The sequence below is a fragment of the Rhizobium sp. P2_G9 genome, from assembly GCF_056403475.1.
This window is the reverse complement of record NZ_JBFUFK010000082.1, coordinates 1-20260: the sequence shown is the minus strand read 5'-3', so window position 1 is coordinate 20260 and position 20260 is coordinate 1. Positions and strand designations below refer to the sequence as shown.

General features: G+C 60.2%; 18 protein-coding genes. 3 read left to right on the top strand and 15 right to left on the bottom strand.

From position 1 onward, the window contains the following. Positions 1-197: 197 nt before the first annotated feature. Positions 198-1040 (bottom strand): outer membrane beta-barrel protein, encoded by an 843-nt coding sequence (locus tag AC1DYF_RS38390; RefSeq protein WP_477883925.1) that lies wholly within the window; start codon positions 1038-1040, stop codon positions 198-200. 598 nt (positions 1041-1638) lie between these two features. Between AC1DYF_RS38390 and AC1DYF_RS38385 the strand changes: the two genes are divergently transcribed. Beyond that, positions 1639-1836 (top strand): hypothetical protein, encoded by a 198-nt coding sequence (locus AC1DYF_RS38385; RefSeq protein ID WP_477883923.1) that lies wholly within the window; start codon positions 1639-1641, stop codon positions 1834-1836. A 110-nt stretch (positions 1837-1946) separates the two neighbouring features. Here AC1DYF_RS38385 and glmM read toward each other — a convergent pair whose 3' ends face one another. The 14 genes from glmM to AC1DYF_RS38315 form a co-directional block, all read right to left on the bottom strand. Then, complete coding sequence (glmM, locus tag AC1DYF_RS38380; RefSeq protein ID WP_477883930.1) at positions 1947-3299, bottom strand: phosphoglucosamine mutase; 1353 nt, start codon at positions 3297-3299, stop codon at positions 1947-1949. Between the two features lie 353 nt (positions 3300-3652). Then, a complete protein-coding gene (gene ftsH, locus AC1DYF_RS38375) occupies positions 3653-5581 on the bottom strand; it encodes an ATP-dependent zinc metalloprotease FtsH (RefSeq protein WP_477883921.1) in 1929 nt (642 codons plus the stop codon). A 116-nt stretch (positions 5582-5697) separates the two neighbouring features. Continuing rightward, positions 5698-7146 carry a tRNA lysidine(34) synthetase TilS gene (gene tilS, locus AC1DYF_RS38370; protein ID WP_477883919.1) on the bottom strand — a complete coding sequence of 483 codons (1449 nt, stop codon included), beginning with the start codon at positions 7144-7146 and terminating at the stop codon, positions 5698-5700. Positions 7147-7186: 40 nt separating this feature from the next. Further along, positions 7187-8176, bottom strand: coding sequence for a tol-pal system protein YbgF (gene ybgF / locus AC1DYF_RS38365; RefSeq protein ID WP_477883918.1), 990 nt, complete (start codon positions 8174-8176; stop codon positions 7187-7189). A 242-nt stretch (positions 8177-8418) separates the two neighbouring features. After that, positions 8419-8949 (bottom strand): peptidoglycan-associated lipoprotein Pal, encoded by a 531-nt coding sequence (gene pal / locus AC1DYF_RS38360; RefSeq protein WP_477883916.1) that lies wholly within the window; start codon positions 8947-8949, stop codon positions 8419-8421. Between the two features lie 126 nt (positions 8950-9075). Further along, the gene (tolB, locus tag AC1DYF_RS38355; RefSeq protein WP_477883914.1) at positions 9076-10383 is read right to left on the bottom strand and encodes a Tol-Pal system beta propeller repeat protein TolB; all 1308 of its coding nucleotides are present in this window, start codon (positions 10381-10383) and stop codon (positions 9076-9078) included. A 71-nt stretch (positions 10384-10454) separates the two neighbouring features. Next, a complete protein-coding gene (tolA, locus tag AC1DYF_RS38350; protein ID WP_477883913.1) occupies positions 10455-11594 on the bottom strand; it encodes a cell envelope integrity protein TolA in 1140 nt (379 codons plus the stop codon). A 19-nt stretch (positions 11595-11613) separates the two neighbouring features. After that, positions 11614-12075: a protein TolR gene (gene tolR, locus AC1DYF_RS38345; protein ID WP_477883911.1), complete on the bottom strand. Its 462-nt coding sequence runs from the start codon at positions 12073-12075 to the stop codon at positions 11614-11616. Positions 12076-12093: 18 nt separating this feature from the next. Further along, positions 12094-12831, bottom strand: a complete 738-nt coding sequence (gene tolQ, locus AC1DYF_RS38340) for a protein TolQ (protein WP_477883929.1) — start codon at positions 12829-12831, stop codon at positions 12094-12096. 565 nt (positions 12832-13396) lie between these two features. Then, on the bottom strand, positions 13397-13663 hold the full coding sequence (locus AC1DYF_RS38335; RefSeq protein WP_477883910.1) for a type II toxin-antitoxin system Phd/YefM family antitoxin: 267 nt from the start codon (positions 13661-13663) through the stop codon (positions 13397-13399). Between the two features lie 62 nt (positions 13664-13725). Then, positions 13726-13998, bottom strand: coding sequence for a Txe/YoeB family addiction module toxin (locus AC1DYF_RS38330; protein WP_477883909.1), 273 nt, complete (start codon positions 13996-13998; stop codon positions 13726-13728). Position 13999: 1 nt separating this feature from the next. Then, complete coding sequence (locus AC1DYF_RS38325; protein WP_477883907.1) at positions 14000-14251, bottom strand: type II toxin-antitoxin system Phd/YefM family antitoxin; 252 nt, start codon at positions 14249-14251, stop codon at positions 14000-14002. A gap of 107 nt (positions 14252-14358) precedes the next feature. Continuing rightward, complete coding sequence (locus AC1DYF_RS38320; RefSeq protein WP_477883905.1) at positions 14359-15285, bottom strand: response regulator; 927 nt, start codon at positions 15283-15285, stop codon at positions 14359-14361. Continuing rightward, positions 15282-18662, bottom strand: a complete 3381-nt coding sequence (locus tag AC1DYF_RS38315) for a hybrid sensor histidine kinase/response regulator (protein WP_477883903.1) — start codon at positions 18660-18662, stop codon at positions 15282-15284. The genes AC1DYF_RS38320 and AC1DYF_RS38315 overlap by 4 nt, the downstream gene beginning before the upstream one ends. Positions 18663-18868: 206 nt before the next feature. Here AC1DYF_RS38315 and AC1DYF_RS38310 point away from each other — a divergent pair, with 206 nt between their 5' ends. Both AC1DYF_RS38310 and AC1DYF_RS38305 read left to right on the top strand, forming a co-directional pair. Beyond that, entirely contained in the window at positions 18869-19303 is a 435-nt protein-coding gene (locus tag AC1DYF_RS38310) for a DCC1-like thiol-disulfide oxidoreductase family protein (protein ID WP_477883901.1), read from the top strand. An 823-nt stretch (positions 19304-20126) separates the two neighbouring features. Then, on the top strand, positions 20127-20260 hold a 134-nt coding region (locus AC1DYF_RS38305; protein ID WP_477883927.1), incomplete at its 3' end, for a transposase.

Genomic DNA, 20260 nt, shown 5'->3' with positions numbered 1-20260 from the left:
GGTTCTTGTCCATCGGCCCGCAGGTTCGATCCACGCTTCCTCCCCACGGTCAGTCGCCCTTCCGCAGTTGCGCTTCTCTTCGCTCGCCATGACCAGCTTACGGTGGGACTTCCACCCACAAGAATGCGCCCATGCTGGGCGCACAACGACAAAAGCCGCCCGTCGCCAGGCAGCTTTTGAATGAAGCGTGATCGGTCTTACTTGAAGACCGGCTGCGGCTGGTTCGGCACGTCGGCCGGCGCGACATAGGCAGGCCCACAGTCGCCATCGTCGAAGGAGTAGCGCAGGCCGGCGCGGGCTTCGTGGATGTTCAAGCCCTTGTCGTAACCCGGACCGCCGTGCTCGGCATAACCGAACATGTCGCCGCCCTGGATGTGGCGGAAGCGATAGCCGATATCGGCCTTCAGGTTGCAATTGATGTCGATCGCGGTGCCGGCCATCAGCGCATAGGTAAAGCGCCAGCTGCCGCGGCCGTTGTGGGTGACCGTGTCGTCGCAATTCTGCGGATTCTTGGTGCTGCAGGACGTGTTTTTCAGGTCGTCCCACTTCACATAGGTGCCGCCAAGGCCCGCGCCGACATAGGGCGTGAACAGGCCATAGTGAGCGATATCGACATAGGCATTGGCCATCAGGCTGTAGGCCGTCATCGACGTGGTATCATGCGAACGGCAGGGACCGCCGGTGCTGCCGCACTTGCCGGTGGTCGAGCCGTTGAAGTCGCTTTTGAACATATAGTCGAACGTGGTGTCGAACCGCAGATAATCGTTTGCCTGATAGCCGACGCCGAGGCCGATATTGCCGGTATTGTCGAGATCCGCCGACTTGAATTTGGCGAAACGGGAATTGTCGCCCTGGAAGAATTGCGCGCCGCGCAAGTCAACAATGTCGAACGATGTATCGCCGCGCAGGTACCAGCCGCCCGTGGAGACCGGGGTCGCGACCGGCGCTTCGGCCGGCTGCTCGGGGACGTAAAGGTCGGCCGCGAAGGCCGGACCGGACAGCGCCAGCATGACGGATGCCAATGCCAAAATTTTTCTCATGATCCGCTCCACATCAACTTGTCCGGCGCGATGATCACCGGGCGAATATGTTTCGATGTTGGATAATGAAGCGCAAAGGTTAAAACGCGCTTAACCACGATCGTTTACTATAAGATTTGCCAAGCTGCTGATGCGCTTGCGGGTTTTGCGGCAAGCCACATTTCCTCACCTGGGATCGATATATTCGGGATAGCATAGCCAATAGACCATGCGCTTGTTCCACGACATCATGCGCGGATCGTCAAATTGCGTTCGCACCTTCCGGCAGGCAGCACTTCCTTTCGACCGAAGCGATGTCGGCGAAAGATCGGCACTGGCAGAAATCGCCGTTGCAAATATGAAAACCAGTATGGCAAGCAGAACTGCGTAAATCTTTTGGAACATTGCATAATCCCCGTAGCAATGCTCCAAACGAACTCGGCTTCGCTATGTTCCAGTGCTTGGGCAGGGTATCCCGTCTGCGCGGCGGCAATGTGCACCGCAATTTTCATTTTGGGATATCGGGTCGCTTCTATACGAAAAATTAGCCACTTCTAAATCATTCTTGACCCACCGAACGTCATATCAAAGTAGGCGCATTCGCCGAGAGGAGATGATCGTGGTTGCCATTTCCGGAAAAGAATATGAAGTGATCTTCGACCCGATCGCCAAGTCGGCCATCGTGCGCAACGAAGACACCTTGCTGTGGCTCGATGGCCCCTTCCGCACCTATACGGAAGCCGTGTCCTACGCGGTCAACCGATTGGAAAACCGCAGCGCGGGCGGCATTGCTTCGATCAAGATAAGATCGCACTGATTGTTATCGGCAGATGAAATCGGGGCGAGGCGATTCTCACCCCGATTGACGTCGCATCGCGATTTTCCGGGCTCAATGCCAGCGCTTCAGCCCCTTGGTTTTGCGCCAGCCTAAGCCGCCGTCTTGACCTTGCCGATCACGTCTATGAGGCCGTTGACGATCCGCTCCAGTTGCGTGCGGTCGTCGCCCTCGGCCATCACCCGGATGAGGGGCTCGGTGCCCGAGGGGCGGATCACCAGGCGGCCGCGGCTCAGAAGCTCGCTTTCGGCATCGGCGATCGCCTGCTTGACATGCTTGTCTTCCAGCGGCCGGCCGCCGGAGAAGCGGACGTTTTTCAGAAGCTGCGGCACAGGCTCGAAGCGGCGGCAGACTTCGCTCACCGTCTTGTTCATCCGCCGCACGGCGGCCAGGACCTGCAGTGCCGCCACCAGCCCATCGCCGGTGGTGCCGAAATCGGAAAGCACGATATGGCCGGATTGCTCGCCGCCGACATTGAAATCATGCTCGCGCATATGCTCGACGACATAGCGGTCGCCGACCTTGGTGCGCGCCAGCGTCATGCCGCGATCGGTCATGAAGCGTTCAAGGCCGAGATTGGACATGACGGTGGCGACGATGCCCTTGCCGCGCAGCATGCCGTCATGCGCCCAGGTCTCGCCGATCAGCGCCATCAACTGGTCGCCATCGACGACATTGCCCTTTTCGTCGACGATGATGACGCGGTCGGCGTCGCCATCAAGGGCGATGCCGATATCGGCCCGGACTTCATGCACCTTGCGCACCAGCGCTTCCGGATGCATCGAGCCGCAATTGAGATTGATATTGGTACCGTTCGGCTCGACGCCGAGCGACACGACCTCGGCACCCAGCTCCCAAAGCACAGCTGGCGCCACCCTGTAGGATGCGCCATTGGCGCAGTCGATCGCGACCCTCAGGCCGTTGAGCGTAATGTCGCGCGGCAGCGTCCGCTTGGCGAATTCGACGTAACGGTCCTGCACGCCATCGACGCGCTTGGCCCGGCCGATTTCTTCCGAAACTGCCAGCTGCGGCCCGATATCCTTTTCCAGCAGGTCTTCGATCTGGCTTTCGATCGCGTCGGAGAGTTTGTAGCCGTCGGGGCCGAAGAGCTTGATACCGTTGTCTTCATACGGGTTATGCGAGGCGGAAATCATCACGCCGATATCGCAGCGCAGCGACCGCGTCAGCATGGCGACGGCCGGTGTCGGAATCGGGCCGAGCACGAAGGCATCGAGGCCGGCAGCGGTGAAACCCGCCACCAGGGCATTTTCCAGCATATAGCCGGAAAGCCGCGTATCCTTGCCGATGACGACGCGATGGCGGTGGCCGCCGCGCTGGAAGATCGTGCCCGCGGCAATGCCGACGCGCATGGCGATATCCGGCGTCATCGGAAAAACATTGGCCTGACCGCGAATACCATCGGTGCCAAAATAACGTCGTGTCATCATGAGTTCGCTTCTCTACCTTGACGATTTTCAGGGTGACTGGAGAATCCTAATGCCACAGATAGAGAAAATTGCCACATCAAATTCATCATAGCGTCAACACAGAGCGTTAACGTCGTGTATTTCACCCGAGATTTGATGATGGGAGAGAGCAGTGGACTCCCTCTTCTCTCCAACTGGGAGAAGATGTCCGAAGGACGGATGAGGCGCGCGCGGATAGGTGCCCCTTGTCGCCTCGCATTCGCTCGTCACTCTTCTCGGTGGAGGGGAGAGGACATTCGTCGCAACCCCACCGAACAAGCAAAAGCCCGAGCTTTTGGCCCGGGCTCCGATCTCGCCAATGATCTCAGCTATTACTGCGGCTGCGGCTCGAAACCGCCTTCGTTTTCCGCCTGCCCGTCCTTCTTGGAACCGGTCTTCGGCACCGAGGAACCGCGGCTGGTCGGCGTGTCATCGCCGAGATCGCGCGAAGGCTTTTCGCCCCTGATCAACGCCTTGATCTCGTCGCCGGACAGCGTTTCATATTCGAGCAGGCCTTCGGCCAGCGTGACGAAACCGTCGTGGTGCTCAGTCAGGATCTTGCGGGCGCTCTCATAGGCTTCGTCGATCAGGCGGCGCACTTCGTTGTCGATCTTCTGCGCCGTCGATTCCGAAATGTTCTTCGACTGGGTCACCGAATGGCCGAGAAAGACTTCCTGCTGGTTTTCACCATACATGACCTGTCCGAGCTGGTCGGAGAAACCCCATTGGGTAACCATGGCGCGGGCGAGTTTCGTCGCCTGCTGGATGTCGGACGAGGCGCCGGAGGTGATGTTCTCCTTGCCGAAGGTCAGTTCCTCGGCGACACGTCCACCCATCATGATGGCGAGCCGGGAGATCATCCACAAATAGCTCATCGAATAGCGATCGCCTTCGGGCAGCTGCATGACCATGCCGAGCGCACGACCGCGTGGAATGATCGTCGCCTTGTGCACCGGGTCAGCCAACGCCACGTTGAGAGCCAGGATTGCGTGACCAGCTTCGTGATAGGCGGTCAGCTTCTTCTCTTCCTGGGTCATGGCGGACGAGCGGCGTTCGGCACCCATCATCACCTTGTCCTTGGCGTCTTCGAATTCGGCCATGGTGACGAGACGCTTGTTGCGCCGCGCCGCCATCAGCGCTGCCTCGTTGACAAGGTTCATCAGGTCGGCGCCGGAGAAACCGGGCGTGCCGCGGGCGAGAACCTTGAGATCGACATTCGGTGCGAGCGGCACGTTGCGGGCATGCACCTTGAGAATCTTCTCGCGGCCGACAATGTCCGGGTTCGGCACGACGACCTGGCGGTCGAAGCGGCCGGGACGCAGCAGCGCCGGGTCGAGAACATCGGGGCGGTTGGTCGCGGCGATCAGGATGATGCCTTCATTGGCTTCAAAGCCGTCCATCTCGACCAGCAACTGGTTGAGCGTCTGCTCGCGCTCGTCATTGCCGCCACCGAGACCGGCGCCGCGATGACGGCCGACCGCATCGATTTCGTCGATGAAGATGATGCAGGGCGCGTTCTTCTTCGCCTGGTCGAACATGTCGCGGACGCGGGAGGCGCCAACACCGACAAACATTTCAACGAAGTCCGAACCGGAAATGGTGAAGAACGGCACATTGGCTTCGCCGGCAATGGCGCGGGCAAGCAGCGTCTTACCGGTACCGGGCGGGCCGACGAGCAGCACGCCGCGCGGGATGCGGCCACCGAGCCGCTGGAATTTCTGCGGGTCGCGCAGGAATTCGACGATCTCTTCAAGGTCGGATTTGGCTTCGTCGACGCCGGCGACGTCGTCAAAGGTGACGCGGCCATGCGCTTCCGTCAAAAGCTTGGCCTTGGACTTGCCAAAGCCCATGGCGCCGCGCGAGCCGCCCTGCATCTGCCGCATCAGGAACAGCCACACGCCGATGATCAACAGGATCGGCAGCAGGTTGATCAGGTAGCCGAAAATGCTCGACGAACCATCCGTCTCCGGATGGGCGATCACCATGACATTCTTGTCCTGCAGCTTGTTCATAAGGTTGCTGTCGACGACGGGCAGATAGGTCTGGAAGACGGAACCTGTGTCGGCATATTGGCCGCGTGCACGATTGCCGGTAATATCCACCTGACGCACCCTGCCGGAATCAACCGCCTTGACGAAATCCGAATACGGGATGTCGGAGGAGCTGACGCGCTCGCCCTGGGTCTGGAACATGCTGAACAGCGCGACCAGCAGGACGGCGATAATGGCCCAGAGGGCGATATTTCTGAAATTCGGGTTCATTGACCTCACCGGATAGTTTGAACCGACGGATACCTCCCGATGTCGGCCTTTTCAAGGTGTAAGATAGGAGCGACCCACCGTCTTGCCAAGTATCTCGGCAATAGCAAACTTTGACGTCACCTTGTTGGTAATCCGGGAAAATGATCCAATCCGAAGAGGAAAGCAAGAGCGTTGGCCACCGGTAGCAGGCGCAACGGCAAAAACCGGTCGAAATGGGTAATGACTGGCTCGATGCGGACGCTCTCGGATGGCCCGGAAAGAATAACGGGTTCGACCGCCAATGCTCGCTGACGGACGCCGGCCGGAAGGTCTGGTGAAAGCAAGGAGGTGAGGATCGCCTCCCCTTGTTCCTCTCCCCTGACACCGATCCGGACGGGCGCGTCGCCAGCGTTGCGGATGCGGAAACGATTGTCCCAGACCATGGTGCTCCGCGCAGCGATGACCATGTCAGGCAGCGACCGGCGCTCGCGCGTCAGATAAAGCGACTGCCGGCGCTTGTCGAAGACTACGCGCTCGGCCGTCAGGCGCTTTTCGTCGGGTGCCGCGAGGAATTGCGCGATCCACGCTCCCGTCGCTTGCCCGCCAAGATATGTCCGTCCGCCCAGCATAGCCGCGAGATGGCGGATGGCGGTGAGATGTGCGGGGTTTTCAGGCGAATAGTCAGTGAGGTCGACGGCGGCGACCAGGATGCTGCGGATTGTGACGTCAGCAAGTAGGAAGCTAGCAGCCGCTTCTTCCGTGCTGCAGGCAAGTGGCCCACCCCCCTCTGCCCTGCCGGGCATCTCCCCCTCAAGGGGGGAGATTGGATGGGGCGCCGTCTCGCCTTTCTCTGCCGTTGTATCGATGGCGACGTTCGTTTGGAGCGGGGAGCGCGCCCCTTGCCAATCTCCCCCCTTGAGGGGGAGATGTCCGGCAGGACACAGGGGGGTATCCCTCACGCCAGCGCCTTGCGACAACGCCTTGCGCACCCTGACCCGCTCGAAAATCTCATTCTCATTGCTGGGATCATCAACCCAGCCAATGCCGCGCTCAACCAGATAATCCCGAATCTCCTGACGCCCTACCCCCAAAAACGGCCGCAAAACCCACACGTGGCGATCATAAAGCACCGCATCCGAAATCCCGGCCTCCGCCTCCGGATTGCGCCTCCGCCGCATCGCCATCGTCTCGGCTTGGTCATCACCTGTATGCGCCGTCACGATCAGATCGGCGCCGATCTCCTGCGCCAAACCCCCAAGCAGCCGATACCGCGCCTCGCGCGCAGCGGCCTGGATGCCGGATTGCGGCTTGTCACCCTGCCAGGTCAGTACATGATGAGGAATGGAAAGTTTTTCGCACAACACACCGGCGGCATGCGCTTCTTCCGTCGAGCCGGGTCTCAAGCGGTGATCGACGGTGGCGGCGATCAGCGAGACACTCGGTTCGGCCTTCGCCACGGCGGCAAGAGCCGCGAGCAGGCCGGTGGAATCACCGCCGCCGGAATAGGCGACGAGCAGGCGGCAGGGCCTTTTCAGGCCGCCCAGAAATTCGCGCGCCGCCTCGACAGGCAGGGCCTTGCTCGACACGGATTGCGGAGCAGGCCGGCCGGGAAGCGGCTCGGCCATGTCAGCAGGCAAGCCGCTTCTGCTCGCTCGCAACCTTGGTGATGATCGACCGCGAGGCTTTCGGATAGGCTTTCGGCACTTCGCGCAGCGTCGCGCAGGCGGTATCCTTGCTGTCGAGCTTGGCGAGCGACATGGCGAGCTTCAGCAGCATGTCCGGCGCCTTGGGTGATTTTCCGTAGGCCTTGTAACCTTCCAGGAAAGTCTTGGCGGCATCGGTGAACTTGCCCTGAGAATATTGCGCCTCGCCGAGCCAGAAATGCGCGTCCGACGCCTTCTTGGCATCCGGATGCGCCTGGATATAGGCCGCAAAGCTGCTTTCTGCACCGGCATAGTCACCAGACAGGATCTGCTGGTAGGCGGCATTGTAGTCCGGGTCATTGCCGGTTTCGAGTGACGCTGTCTGGTTCTCGGTGGTCGTGTCGGGCGGCGGCAGGTTGGTCGTGTTGACGCTGTCCGGGTTCTGGTTCTTGTCGGCGCCGACGAGATTGCCGCTCTTGTCGATCTTCAGATCGCCGAGATCGACAGGCGGATTGCCGGTGCCGTTGTCCGCCGTATTGTTGTTGTCGGCCGGCTGGTCGAGCGTCGCGGTATCATCGCTCTGGCCATTGTTCTTGTCTGCTCCCGGCGTTTGGTCGCCGGAAGCATTGGCTGTGTCACTGTTCTGGTTGGTCGGCTGGATTTCCGCCTTTTTCTTGCCGCCCTTTTCGAGCTGCTGGAAGCGGAATTCGTTGTCTTCCTGTGCCTTGCGCAGCTGTTCCTGCATCTGCAGCAGCTGGTAGCTCATATCCTCGATCTTGCCGTTGAGCGCCCGCACCTGCTCTTGCAATTGCTGCACCTGCATTTCGGCATCGCTCGACTGCGCCAACACAATCGGCGCCTGTTGCTTGACATGCTTGCCGGTCAGAAAGTCGAGCGTGAACGCACCCGACGGAGACGCCCACAGCGCAGTGCCGGCGAGCGCGAGCATGCCGACCATGACCTTTGTTCTCATTGATCCCATCCATTCATCCAAGAAATTTGCGCGAAGCGGCGCAACACGGCACTCATTTCAATTTTGCGGCAAAAAAGCAACAGAGTCAGGCCAAAGTAAGGTGCCGGAGGGACGGCAGGCCGCAGTGGGGAGAAAAAGCTGGGGGTGCATGAGAGGAAATGCGCTGCAAGCCCCAAAACAGCAAAGCAGCCTGCGATCCCCTCGCAGGCTGCTTTGAATCGTCCCCGATCTCAGATCGGCAATCAGCCGGCCGGGCCGCCGCGCAGCACGGTCACGCCGCGGCGGTTCTGCGACCAGCAGGAATCCTCGTCGCAGGTGGCGACCGGCTTTTCCTTGCCGTAGGAGATCGTCTTCATGCGGTTGCTCGGGACACCCTGGGCGGCGAGATAGTCGCGGGTGGCTTCGGCGCGGCGGGCGCCGAGCGCCAGGTTATATTCGCGCGTGCCGCGTTCGTCGGAATGGCCTTCGACGGTGATCGCATAGTTCGGATATTTGCCGAGCCACTGCGCCTGCTTGGCGAGCGTCTGGGCCGCATCGGCACGGATCGAAGAGGAATCGGTGTCGAAGAAGATGCGGTCGCCGACATTGATGGTGAAATCCTGCGGCGAGCCCGGCGTCGCGCCATTGGTGTTGAGGCCGAGATCGCTCGGATCGTTCAGCTTCTTGTTCTTGGCGCAGCTTGCCAGCGCAAGGCCCGCGACGAGCGCGATCACGAAGGGATTGCGCGCAATCTTTGCCATACGGCCGGGCTGGTAAGTTGTTGTATGGCTCATGGCCTGCTCCTAGTTCTTAATATTTACGGTTTCCAGACTCTAACCCGATGGGGTTAACCCTGATTCAACATTCATGGTTAACAAACCGGAAATCGCACCGAATCGGCACAATTTCCGGCGTCGCCGCTACTCCAGAAGTGGCGACCAGGCCGGGTCCGAGGCGAAAGCCGGGGTCGGGATCCGCTGTTCGTTATAGCCCGTCAGATCGATCGAGAAGAGCGACGGGCCGCCTGAACCAGCCGCCTGGCGGAAGAACATGATGACGCGGCCATTGGGCGCCCAGGTCGGGCCTTCATTGTGAAAGCCGGTGGTGAGCAGGCGTTCGCCGGAGCCATCGGGCTTCATCACGCCGATCGAGAACTTGCCGCCCGCCTGCTTGGTAAAGGCGATCGTATCGCCCTTCGGCGACCAGACCGGCGTCGAATAGGAACCGTCGCCGAAGGAGATGCGGTGCTGGTTGGAGCCATCGGCATTCATCACATAGAGCTGCTGGCGGCCGCCGCGGTCGCTTTCGAAGACGATCTGCGTGCCGTCAGGCGAATAGGAGGGCGAGGTGTCGATCGCTTGCGTCGCGGTGAGCCGCGTCGTGGTGCGCGAGCGCAGGTCCATTGTATAGATATTGGCATTGCCCTTTTCCTGCAGGCTCATGATCACCCGCTGGCCATCGGGTGAAAAACGCGGCGAAAAGGTCATGCCGGGGAAATTGCCCACGACTTCGCGCTGCCCGGTTTCGAGCTGCAGCAGATAGACACGCGGATTGTCGCCCTCAAACGACATATAGGTGATTTCCTGCTGGTTCGGCGAAAACCGCGGCGTCAGCACGATCGCCTTGGACTTGGTCAGGATGCGGACATTGGCGCCGTCCTGGTCCATGATCGCCAGTTGGCGGACACGGTCGGTCTTCGGGCCGTTTTCCGAGACGAAGACGACGCGGGTGTCGAAATAGCCCTTTTCGCCGGTCAGCTTCTCATAGACGGCGTCGGCGATGATATGGGCGACGCGGCGCCAGTTTTCCGGCCGGGTGAAGAACTGCTGGCCGATCAGCTGCTTGCCGCCATAGGTGTCCCACAGGCGGAACTCGGCGCGCAGGCGGCCGTCACCTTCCTGGGTCACGCGGCCGGTGATCAGCGCCTGCGCCTTGATCGACTTCCAGTCGTCGAAGCGCGGCACGGCATTGGGATCGGTGATCTTCTGGATGAAGGCCTGCTTGTCGATCGTCTTGAACAGCCCAGAATGCTGCAGGTCGGCGGTGATCACCTGCGACACTTGCTGGCCGAGCTGGCCGCTCGATTGCAGGTCTGTGATGGCGATCGGCAAGGGTTCGACATTGCCTTTGCGGATATCGATTGTCACGTCGGCGCGCGCCGGCATCGCGGCGACGGCTAGAAGGCCGGCCATCACGATCAATGCCTTGAGAATCGGGTGTTTCATCATCCTCTATCAGCCTTTCAGCCTACTTGTTCTGGTTTTTTGCGGGTGACATCCCCGCTAGGGTGTGATTCCGGTCACATCATGTCACTGGGTGTGAAATTGACGGTAACGACCTTCCACGTGTCGTACTTGTCCTTGGGCAGTTGGTCGAAGGGCGCGGACCGCATCACCGCGCGCACGGCACCGCCTTCAAGCACCTGCAACGAATCTGCATCGCCGCCAGTGCCCTTGACCTCGGGATCGCCGACGACCTGGCCGTTTTCGTCGAGGTGAAACTTGACGGTGATCATCACGCCATTGGTCTCGGTGCCCGGCATGATCGACCAGTTCTTCTCGATCATGCCCTTGAGCGCATCCATCTCGCTCGGCGACAGTTTTGCCGCTGTACTATTGGTGGTCTCCGCACCCAGCGCCTTGTCCTTGGTGCTGCGGCGCGCGCCGCCCGGATTGTTGTCGACCTTGTTGAGAAGCTCGGCGATCTCGGTTTCCTTGGACTTGAAGTCGGCGTCCTTGTTGGTCGTCGTCTTCTTGGCCTTCTTGTTTTCCTTGTCCTTCTTCGCCTTCTTGTCCTTGTCGGACTTGGCCTCGGTGACCTCTTTCTTCTCCTGCTTCTTTTCCTCGGTCTTCTTCGGCTCGTCCTTCTTCTCTTCGGTCTTCTTTTCCTCGACCTTCGGGCGTTCCACCGGCACCGGCACGTCGTCCGGCGTCGGCTCCAGCTTGGCCTCCTCGACCGGCTTGTCCTCTGCCTTCTTCACATCCGGGCGCGGCTCGGGCGTGACATCGGCGGCCGGCGTGCTGTCGGCAGTGTCGTCGGTGCTGGGATCGACGGCCGTGTCTTCCTTGACGTTATCGGTGGATTTCTGTTCCTCGGTGTCGTGCTGGGCGACATCGTCGGTCTTTTCGGCCGCCGCCGCCTTCTCGACATTGGAGGGCTTGTCCATCGGCGTCGGCACGCTCTTCAGGTCGAAGTCATTGTCGCCGCTGTTGAGCGCGTTTTCGACCTTGGCCTCGCGTGTCGTCTTTTCCTTGGACGCCTCTTCCTTCTTCGGCGCCTGCTTGTCGCCCTGCTGCAGCTGGCTCGTATCGGTGACCAGTTCGACAGGCAGCGCTTCGCCGGCGGTCACCTCCAATGGGGTGGCCGCGCCGAGCGAGATCAGCAGCCAGGCAAGCACAAGCCCGTGCAGCACGATCGATGTGATAACGCTACCCTTCATCGCCTTCTCTACTCAGAGCCTACTTTTCCGGCTGGGTGACAAGCCCGATATTCTTGTAACCAGCGTGCTGGATGCGACCCATGACATTCATGACAGCGCCGTATTCGGTGCCGGCATCGGCACGCACGAAAATCCGCTGATCGGCGCCGGCCTTGGCGATCGCTGTCAGCTTGGGCTCAAGCTCTTCGATCGGCACCGCCGCCTCGGTCTCGTCGCCCATATAGATCTCACCGGTCTTCTTGATGGAAACGGTGATCGGCTTGGTGTCCGAGTTCAATTCCTTGGCCTTGGTCTCGGGCAAATCGATCGGCACGCCCGTGGTCATCAAGGGTGCCGCGACCATGAAGATGATCAGCAGCACCAGCATGACGTCGACCATCGGCGTGACGTTGATCTCGCTCATCGGTGCACGCTTGCTGCCGCCCCTGCGCCGGCCACGTCCGCCGCCTGACCCTGCCTGTGCCCCTGCCGACATACCCATCTCAAACGCCCCCTGCTCTTACTGTGCCGCCTGGCGTGGCTGCAGTCTCTCATCAATCTGGCGCGAGAGTATGGCGGAGAATTCGTCCGCGAAGGCTTCCATGCGGGCGACCAGCTTGCCGGCATCGCCGGAAAACTTGTTGTAGGCGATAACCGCCGGGATAGCGGCAACGAGGCCGATGGCGGTGGCGAGCAGCGCTTCGGCAATACCGGGTGCGACGACCGCGAGATTGGTGGATTTCGACGCGGCAATGCCCTGGAACGACGTCATGATACCGATGACGGTGCCGAAGAGACCGATGAACGGGGCCGCCGAACCGATCGTCGCCAGCGAGGCAAGCCGCGCTTCGAGCGTTTCCGATTCACGCGCCAGCGACACATCCATGGCGCGGTCGATGCGCATCTGCAGGCCGATCGGCGAACGGGCGCCGCGCTCGAAGGATTTCTTCCATTCGCGCATGGCCGAAACGAAGATTGCCGCCATGCCGGTTGTCTGGCGTTCGGAGAGCGTCCGGTAGAGCTCCTCCAGCGACTGGCCGGACCAGAAAATCTGTTCGAAACTGTCGAACTGCTTGCGGGCGCGGGCATAGGAGACGACCTTGTCGACCACCATGGCCCAGGTCCATACGGAAGCACCGATCAGGCCCAGCATGACCAGCTTGACGACGATACTCGCCTGCAAGAACAGCGACAGCAGGCTCACATCCGCACTCGCGGCGGGCAGGTCCGTGACCTGCGTTGCCGCCTGCGCGAACATCGACCAGAGGCCGGTGTCGGAGGCAGCCACAGTCAGATTGGCAAATTCCATATTGTCCTAGTCCCCGAATCCAAACACCCGCCTTGATCGCAACCAAGCCGGGCGGCGTTCATTTTAGTCCGTCGCTAATCAGCTGGTTTTGCAGCCTTTGGCCTCGACCGATCGTAAAAGCTCCAATAACAAGCCTTCTTTACGCCAAATTTGGTGAAACGAAGGCGTGCAGTGCACAAAATCTGAGTGAAACCAGTAAGACTCTATTATGGTTAAAAGAGTGTTGACGAAACTTAGAACTTCTGCGGTTTGGGCGGGAAAGATTGCCTGAAATTACAGTAGAGCGTTCGGGGATGATCCTTCGAGGCCGACGCCGCTTCGCGGCATTGGGAACTCAGGATGAGGGGGAGATTGGAGCGCCGCGGATGCCACAAACTCCCCTCACCCTGAGGCATTTTTCGACGTAGTCGGAAAAGCCTCGAAGGATCCTTCGTCCCCCCCTGCATTAGGACCACTAGCCGCCGAGCCTTGTTCTCGACATCGAGCTTCACATAGATTTGCCCAGGATGCTTGTTTACAGTCCGCGCGTATCGGGAGCTTCGAAATTCTGCTCGAAAATTGGCGCCGTCAGATCGAACCCGTTTGGGATAATCACCGATCCACGCATGAAGCCATGGATATTTCGGATCGCATCTTCCCGACTCTCAGGCGGCATGAGCACAGCGACCGGCCTGCCCCGCTTGGTGACCACCAGGCGACCAATCTCGTTTCGCTCAAGACGATCGAGAATGTCGAAATACTTGGCGCGGAATTCGGAAGCAGTGATCGTTTGCATGTCCATAAGCGCCCCCGGCGGCTCTTTGAAGAACGGTTATAGCACGACTGATGCCGAAGACCCACAGATCACTTTTCATAGTGAAACCGACACTGGATTACCTCAAGCTGCTGCGCGGCCCCAGCCCCCGAAACGCGGTAAACGAGCCTGTGGTCACCCGTGATACGCCGGGACCAAAACCCAGCGAGGTCGCCTTTCAACGGTTCAGGTTTGCCCAATCCGACAAAAGGCGCTCTTTTCGCGTTTCTGATCAGGTCGTTGATCTTTGCGACCATGTTCATGTCGTTCTGTTGCCAGAACTCGTATTCTTCCCAGGCGTTTGGAGTCCACACCAACTTCATGTCAGAGCGTTGGGTCTTTTTCTATCAATTCCCCCTGGCGAAGCTGATCAAGGCTTTCACGGAGCCGGCGCGCATTAGCGGGAGTAGAGAGCAGATGCAGTGTTTCCTGCATGCTTTCGAACTCCTCTTCGGCTATGACCACCACAGACTCCGCACCCTGGCGTGTCACATGCAAAGGAGCGCGCGATTCTATGACGGCATCGTAATAGGTCGCGATATTCTGCCGAAACTCCGTCAAACGGACATGGGCCATCTAAATACATCCTCGCGCCAGAACGTACGGATTTATGTACGTTACTCTGTCAAAAAATCAAGTATTTTTTTTCGGTGGAAGCCTGTCCGTCAGCCAACGCGTGCGGTTTATCCCTGCATCAACACATTCGCCGCCTTCACCGCCGCCGAGGCGCGGTTCTCCACCCCGAGCTTCACATAGATCTGCTCGAGATGTTTGTTGACCGTCCGCGCCGAGAGCCCAAGAATCTCGCCGATGTCGCGGTTGGATTTACCCTTGGCGATCCAGAGCAGCACGTCGGCCTCCCGCGCCGTCAGGCCAAAATGCTGGCGCAGCCGTTCGCCGTCGCTCGCCTGCGTCTGGCTGGTGAGGCGAAACAGGTGCTCGTCCTGGCCGATCGAGCCGAGGAAGGAGAGCGCGAGAGTCGCCTCGCCGCCGGTGTCGACAGTGAAGCCCGGATCGCGCGGGCCGGCGCCGGTCTTATGCTCGCCCATCCAGGCGAGGATGCGCCCCGCCACGAGGTCAAGGCCCTCGTCGCTGCCGGTGGCGGCATTGATCAGCCGCGTCGCCTGCGGTGTCGACCACAGGATCTTGCCATTGCCGCGCACCGCAAGCAGATGCCGGCCGGCGGCGTCGAGCGCCACGCGGGCACTCTGCGCCGAGCGCGCATTGGAAAGGTGCACGCGGATGCGCGCCCGAAGCTCGTCGACATTGATCGGCTTGGTCAGATAGTCGACACCGCCCGATTCCAGCGCCCGCACAACATGTTCGGTCTCGGTCAGCCCGGTCATGAAGATCACCGGCACCTGCGCCACACCCGCCGATGCCTTGAGCCGCTGGCAGGTTTCGAAACCGTCCATCGCCGGCATCACCGCGTCGAGCAGGATGAGGTCGGGCGTGATCCGGTCGACGATGGAAAGCGCCGAGGCGCCGGACGTGGCGATCAGCACCGAATAGCCGGATTGCTCCAGCGCATCGGTGAGGAAGGAAAGCGAATCCGGGCTGTCATCGACCAGGAGGATGATGTCGCGCGGTTCCTGCTGGGCGGCGTTCATGACAGGCTCTCCTCGCGTTCGAGCTTGCGCAGGTCGGCCAGATAGGCGTCGATATTGAAGGCTTTGATATGGGCTGTCATCACCTCGGTGAAATGCCGGTTTTCGCCTTCTTTCGCAAGGGCGCTAAGCTTGGCTTCGATACCACGCACATAGCCGATCTCGCCGAGCCGGATGAGTTCCTGCAGATGGCTGCCGCCGGGGCTTCTCATCTCCGGTGCGGCCTTGACACCATTTTCCGGCACAGCCAGGGCATAGACCCAGTCGAGCCCCAGCCACGAGGCGAGCCTGTCATGCAATTGGCGGAAATCCACCGGCTTGGCAATCAGGTCGTTGTGGTCGCCGCCGGCCGGAATGCCGGCCGCGCCGTCGCCGATATTGGCCGACAGCATCAGGATCGGCGCCGTCTGGCCAATCTCGCGCAGCTTGGCCGTCAGCTCCCAGCCGTTCATCACAGGCATGGAAATGTCGACGAGATAGATGTCGGGCCTGATACCTTCGATCAGCGCCAGGCATTCCGGACCGGACGTGGCGGTCAGGACGACAAAATCCAGTGGCGCCAGCGCCTCGCGCATCAGTTCGCGATGTTCCTCATTGTCGTCGACCACCATGATCGTCCGGCGCGAGCCGGTATAGGTGAGAATCTTGCGATCGGTCGCCGCCGCCGGCCGATGCAGCCGGTAGAGCATCAGCCGCACGCGAAACGTTGTCCCCTCGCCCGGTGTGCTTTCCACCGTGATCTCACCGCCGAGCGTCTGGGTGAGCAGCCGGGTGATGGTAAGCCCGAGGCCAAGACCCGGCGCCAGTTTCGACTGTTCGCCGGAGCCGCGCTGGAACGGCTCGAAAATCACCGGCAAGTCGTCGGCCGGAATGCCGGAGCCGGTGTCGCGGATGGTGAAGGTCGCGACCTGGTTGCGGTAGCCGATCTCCACTTCGACATGTCCCTCTGACGTGTATTTCACTGCGTTGGAGAGCAGGTTGACGAGGATCTGCTTGAGCCGCCGCTCGTCGGTGCGGACATAGGCCGGCAGCGCCGGGTCGCGCGACAGGGTGAAGCTCAGACCCTTGGCTTCGGCCTGCGGCCGGATCATCCCGCTGATCTGGTCGAGGAAATCCACCATGTTGATCTCGTTCGAATAGACCTGCAGCCGCCCCGCCTCGATGCGGGAAATGTCGAGCAGGCCGTCGATCAGGCCCGACAAGTGGTCGGCACTGCGCTTGATCACCTTGATCGCCGAGCGCTTGGCGTCTGGGATCGCCTCGTCGCGTTCGAGCAGTTGCGCATAGCCGAGCACGGCGTTGAGCGGTGTTCTCAGTTCATGCGTCAGCCCGACGACATAGCGGCTCTTGGCGCGGTTGGCGGCCTCGGCCGTCTCCTTGGCGTGCTGCAGCGCCGCATCCGTCTTCTTGTGGGCAGCGATTTCCTTGAGCAGTAGCGTGTTCTGCCGCGAGCTTTCCTCTTCGGCAACGACACGGCTGTCATGCGCCAGCACGAAGAACCATGTGGCGATACCGGTCATCACGGCGAAGACGAAGAACACCAGCAGCGCCGTGGCGTTGACCACTGACGCCGTCTGCGGCGAGGCATGGCCGGCCCTCAGCGCGATCATCCAGAGAATGGCGCCGATGCTGAACAGCGCGCCGGTGGTGATCATCGCATAGCGGCCAATGCGTGTGCCGAGCTTTTCGATCACCGCCTCCGGCATGAAGGTGCGGGCCACTTCGGTCGCCTGGTATTGCAGCCGGGCCTTGGGTTTGCAGAGATCGTGGCAGCGGCTGTCGAGCGAACAGCAAAGCGAGCAGATCGGCGCCGCATAGGCAGGGCACCAGGCCATGTCCTCCGGCTCGAACGGGTGCTCGCAGATCGAGCAAGTGATCGAGGCAAGGGTCTTCCACTGATGCCGCGGCTTGCGGGCTAGGTAGAATTTGCCTTTCGTCGCCCAGGCCAGTGCTGGCACCGTGGTGAAGGCAAGGATCGGCACCAGATAGATGGCGAGCGATGCGGCATAGTCGCCGAACAGGCCGAAATGCGCCGAAAGCGCCACCGCCGCGGTGAGCGCCATGCCGCCGAAACCAACCGGGTTGATGTCGTAGAGATGGGCGCGCTTGAACTCGATGCCGGGTGGCGCCAGCCCCAGCGGCTTGTTGATGAAGAGGTCGGCGGAGACGGCGCAGAGCCAGGCAGAAGCGACGATCGAGAACACGCCAAGCGTCTCCTCCAGCAGCTTGTAGATGCCGAGCTCCATCAAGAGCAGCGCGATCGCCACGTTGAAGAACAGCCAGACGACGCGGCCCGGATGGCTATGCGTCAGCCGCGAGAAGAAATTCGACCAGGCAAGCGACCCAGCATAGGCGTTCATCACATTGATCTTGAGCTGCGAGACGACGACGAAGGCCGCTGTCAGCACCAGCGCCAGCGTCCGGTTCGGCACCATATAGCCGAAGGCGGTGACATACATATGTGCCGGATCGGCTGCCTGGCTTACCGGGATGCCGGAGCTCAGCGCCAGCACGACGAGGAAGGAGCCGGCCAGCAGTTTCGGTGCCCCGACCACCACCCAGCCGGGGCCAGCGAGGAAGCGCGCCAACCGCTGCCACCCGTTCGCCGGCTTATGGTCGGCCGGCAGGAAGCGCAGGAAGTCGACCTGCTCGCCGATCTGCGCCATCAGCGCGAGAATCACCGCAGAGGCGGCGCCGAACATGGCAAGATCGAAGGGCGCGATCGTGCCGAGCTCGCCCGACTGGTGCCCCCGGCCGGCAAAGCTGAGCCAGAACTGGATTTTCGACCAGTCGGACGTGGCGATGAAGATGAACGGCAAGACATTGAGCACGATCCAGACCGGCTGGGTGATCAGCTGGAAGCGCGAGATCATCCTCACTCCATAGGTCACCAGCGGGATCACCGCTACGGCGCTGACGATATAACCGATCCAGAGCGGGATGCCGAACACCAGCTCCAGCGCCCCGGTCATGATTGACGCCTCGATGGCAAAGAGAATGAAGGTGAAGCTCGCATAGATCAGCGACGTCACCGTCGAGCCGAGATAACCAAAGCCGGCGCCCCGCGTCAGCAGATCGATGTCGACGCCGTGACGGATGGCGTAGCGGCTGATCGGAATACCGATCAGGAGCAAGAGGATCGAGGCGGCGATGATGGCGAAAATGGCATTGGTGGTGCCATAGGAGAGCGTGATCGCCCCACCGACGGCTTCCAGCGCCAGGAACGAGATGGCCCCGATTGCCGTCTGCGAAATCCGCGACGGCGAATATTGCCGTGCGCTCTTGGCGGTGAAGCGCAGCGCATAATCCTCGAGCGTCTGGTTGGCGACCCAGCGGTTATAGTCGCGGCGGACGGGAATGATGCGCTGGCGTGCGGTCATCGGCGCTGCACCTTCACAGCGCAGATGCCCAAAAATACGCCAATCACCGAGTTTGAATAAAAAACGTTCATAATTCATCAAAAGCACGGATTGGCAGGTGCTCGCAAGTCCAATTACAAAAGCAGAAACGGCCAACTTCCCGTGGAAAGTTTGTGCCGCTTGCGATAGGAGTTGCCCGTCATCGCGCTTTCGAAAATGAGCGGCCCGTGCCTAGTCCATCAGCCAATGATCAACTCGCCAGCAAAATCGGGGATGTCTGGTTCGTCTACGACGGCGATTGCCCAATCTGCTCCGTTGCGGCGCGGGGCCTGAGAATCCGCAAAGCGGTCGGCAGCCTCAACCTGGTCGATGCGCGGACAGAGACCGATCACCCGATCCTGCAGGAAGTGCGGGACAAGAAGCTTGATCTCGACCAAGGCATGGTGATCAAGTTCGGCGACACCTGCTACCATGGCGCGGACGCCTTGCAGGTCATGGCACTGCTCGGCACCGGCCAGGGCTGGTTCAACCGGATGAACGCGCTGCTGTTCCGCTCGAAGACGCTGTCGCGGATCTGCTATCCACCGATGCGGGCGACACGCAATCTGCTGATCCGCCTGAGAGGCGTGAAGAAGATCGATAACCTCGGAAAGATGGGCTGACGCTCATTTGAGGCAACGGCGTCAGAATGGGCTCACACTGATTATCATCTTTAGCAATCAATCCAATCCGTCATCACCTAGTCCCCACCATGAACGAGAACAGGAGCGCGACCATGCACAATCAGTTAAACGCAAGGCTGAGACGTTAACCTTGCATGAAAATTAACTTTGCAATGCCTACATTGTGTGAAATAGCTTTCCTGTCCCCTATGCGTTGGGAAGGACGGCGCAAAGAAGAGGCAAACAAGTGTCACGCTCATTGACCAAAAGGGAGATTATCCGGACCTCCACCCGATCCAAGGATAGCGCCCCGAACAAACATAGATACGCTCGCTGCTTTACCCTCGAACCACCGCTCGTCAGTGAGGCATGGGAGACTTTATCGGAAGACACTTTCGGATTGGAAATCGCAGACTATCCGCGCGTTCTTCATGTAGCTTTGATCGAAGAATTAGTAAAGCGCGGACGCCATGCGAAACCCAAGAAGTTCTAGCGGGAAGCCTAACGCAGACAATGCTTCCAAACCGCCTCCGGAGATCATTCCTCCGGGAGGCGGAGATGCAAACGGCAGCGGTCTTCCAAACATATATGCGGACATTGCTGCCCAAATCAATCAATACACAGACCGTCCAGATCTTCTTCTTGAGACGATAGAGAAGCACGATCCTGGTTTTATTAAGTCCATGAACGAAGAAGCGCGCGCCTATGCCAAGAAATCTCGCACATCAAGGTTTAATTTCGGACTAGGCCGTAAACTCATAAACGGGCTTCCCCTTTGGGTTTGACGGTGATTCAAGGCTGCCATTGATTTGGGAGCCTAATGATGACCCGTCGCCGCCATGAACTGACTGATTTGGAATGGAATATTATCGCGCCTTTGTTGCCGAATAAGCCTCGTGGTGTTCCACGGGTAGATGATCGTCGCACCATCAATGGGATTTTGTGGCGGTTCCGCAC

Excerpts from the sequence above, each read along its gene's own strand:
- AC1DYF_RS38390 (WP_477883925.1), bottom strand. The coding sequence starts at position 1,040 with ATGAGAAAAATTTTGGCATTGGCATCCGTCATGCTGGCGCTGTCCGGT.
- tolA (WP_477883913.1), bottom strand. The coding sequence starts at position 11,594 with ATGAAGGGTAGCGTTATCACATCGATCGTGCTGCACGGGCTTGTGCTT.
- ftsH (WP_477883921.1), bottom strand. The coding sequence starts at position 5,581 with ATGAACCCGAATTTCAGAAATATCGCCCTCTGGGCCATTATCGCCGTC.
- AC1DYF_RS38335 (WP_477883910.1), bottom strand. The coding sequence starts at position 13,663 with ATGGACATGCAAACGATCACTGCTTCCGAATTCCGCGCCAAGTATTTC.
- pal (WP_477883916.1), bottom strand. The coding sequence starts at position 8,949 with ATGAGCCATACAACAACTTACCAGCCCGGCCGTATGGCAAAGATTGCG.
- ybgF (WP_477883918.1), bottom strand. The coding sequence starts at position 8,176 with ATGAGAACAAAGGTCATGGTCGGCATGCTCGCGCTCGCCGGCACTGCG.
- AC1DYF_RS38325 (WP_477883907.1), bottom strand. The coding sequence starts at position 14,251 with ATGGCCCATGTCCGTTTGACGGAGTTTCGGCAGAATATCGCGACCTAT.
- glmM (WP_477883930.1), bottom strand. The coding sequence starts at position 3,299 with ATGACACGACGTTATTTTGGCACCGATGGTATTCGCGGTCAGGCCAAT.
- tolQ (WP_477883929.1), bottom strand. The coding sequence starts at position 12,831 with ATGTTCGCGCAGGCGGCAACGCAGGTCACGGACCTGCCCGCCGCGAGT.
- AC1DYF_RS38320 (WP_477883905.1), bottom strand. The coding sequence starts at position 15,285 with ATGAACGCCGCCCAGCAGGAACCGCGCGACATCATCCTCCTGGTCGAT.
- AC1DYF_RS38330 (WP_477883909.1), bottom strand. The coding sequence starts at position 13,998 with ATGAAGTTGGTGTGGACTCCAAACGCCTGGGAAGAATACGAGTTCTGG.
- AC1DYF_RS38315 (WP_477883903.1), bottom strand. The coding sequence starts at position 18,662 with ATGACCGCACGCCAGCGCATCATTCCCGTCCGCCGCGACTATAACCGC.
- tolB (WP_477883914.1), bottom strand. The coding sequence starts at position 10,383 with ATGATGAAACACCCGATTCTCAAGGCATTGATCGTGATGGCCGGCCTT.
- tolR (WP_477883911.1), bottom strand. The coding sequence starts at position 12,075 with ATGGGTATGTCGGCAGGGGCACAGGCAGGGTCAGGCGGCGGACGTGGC.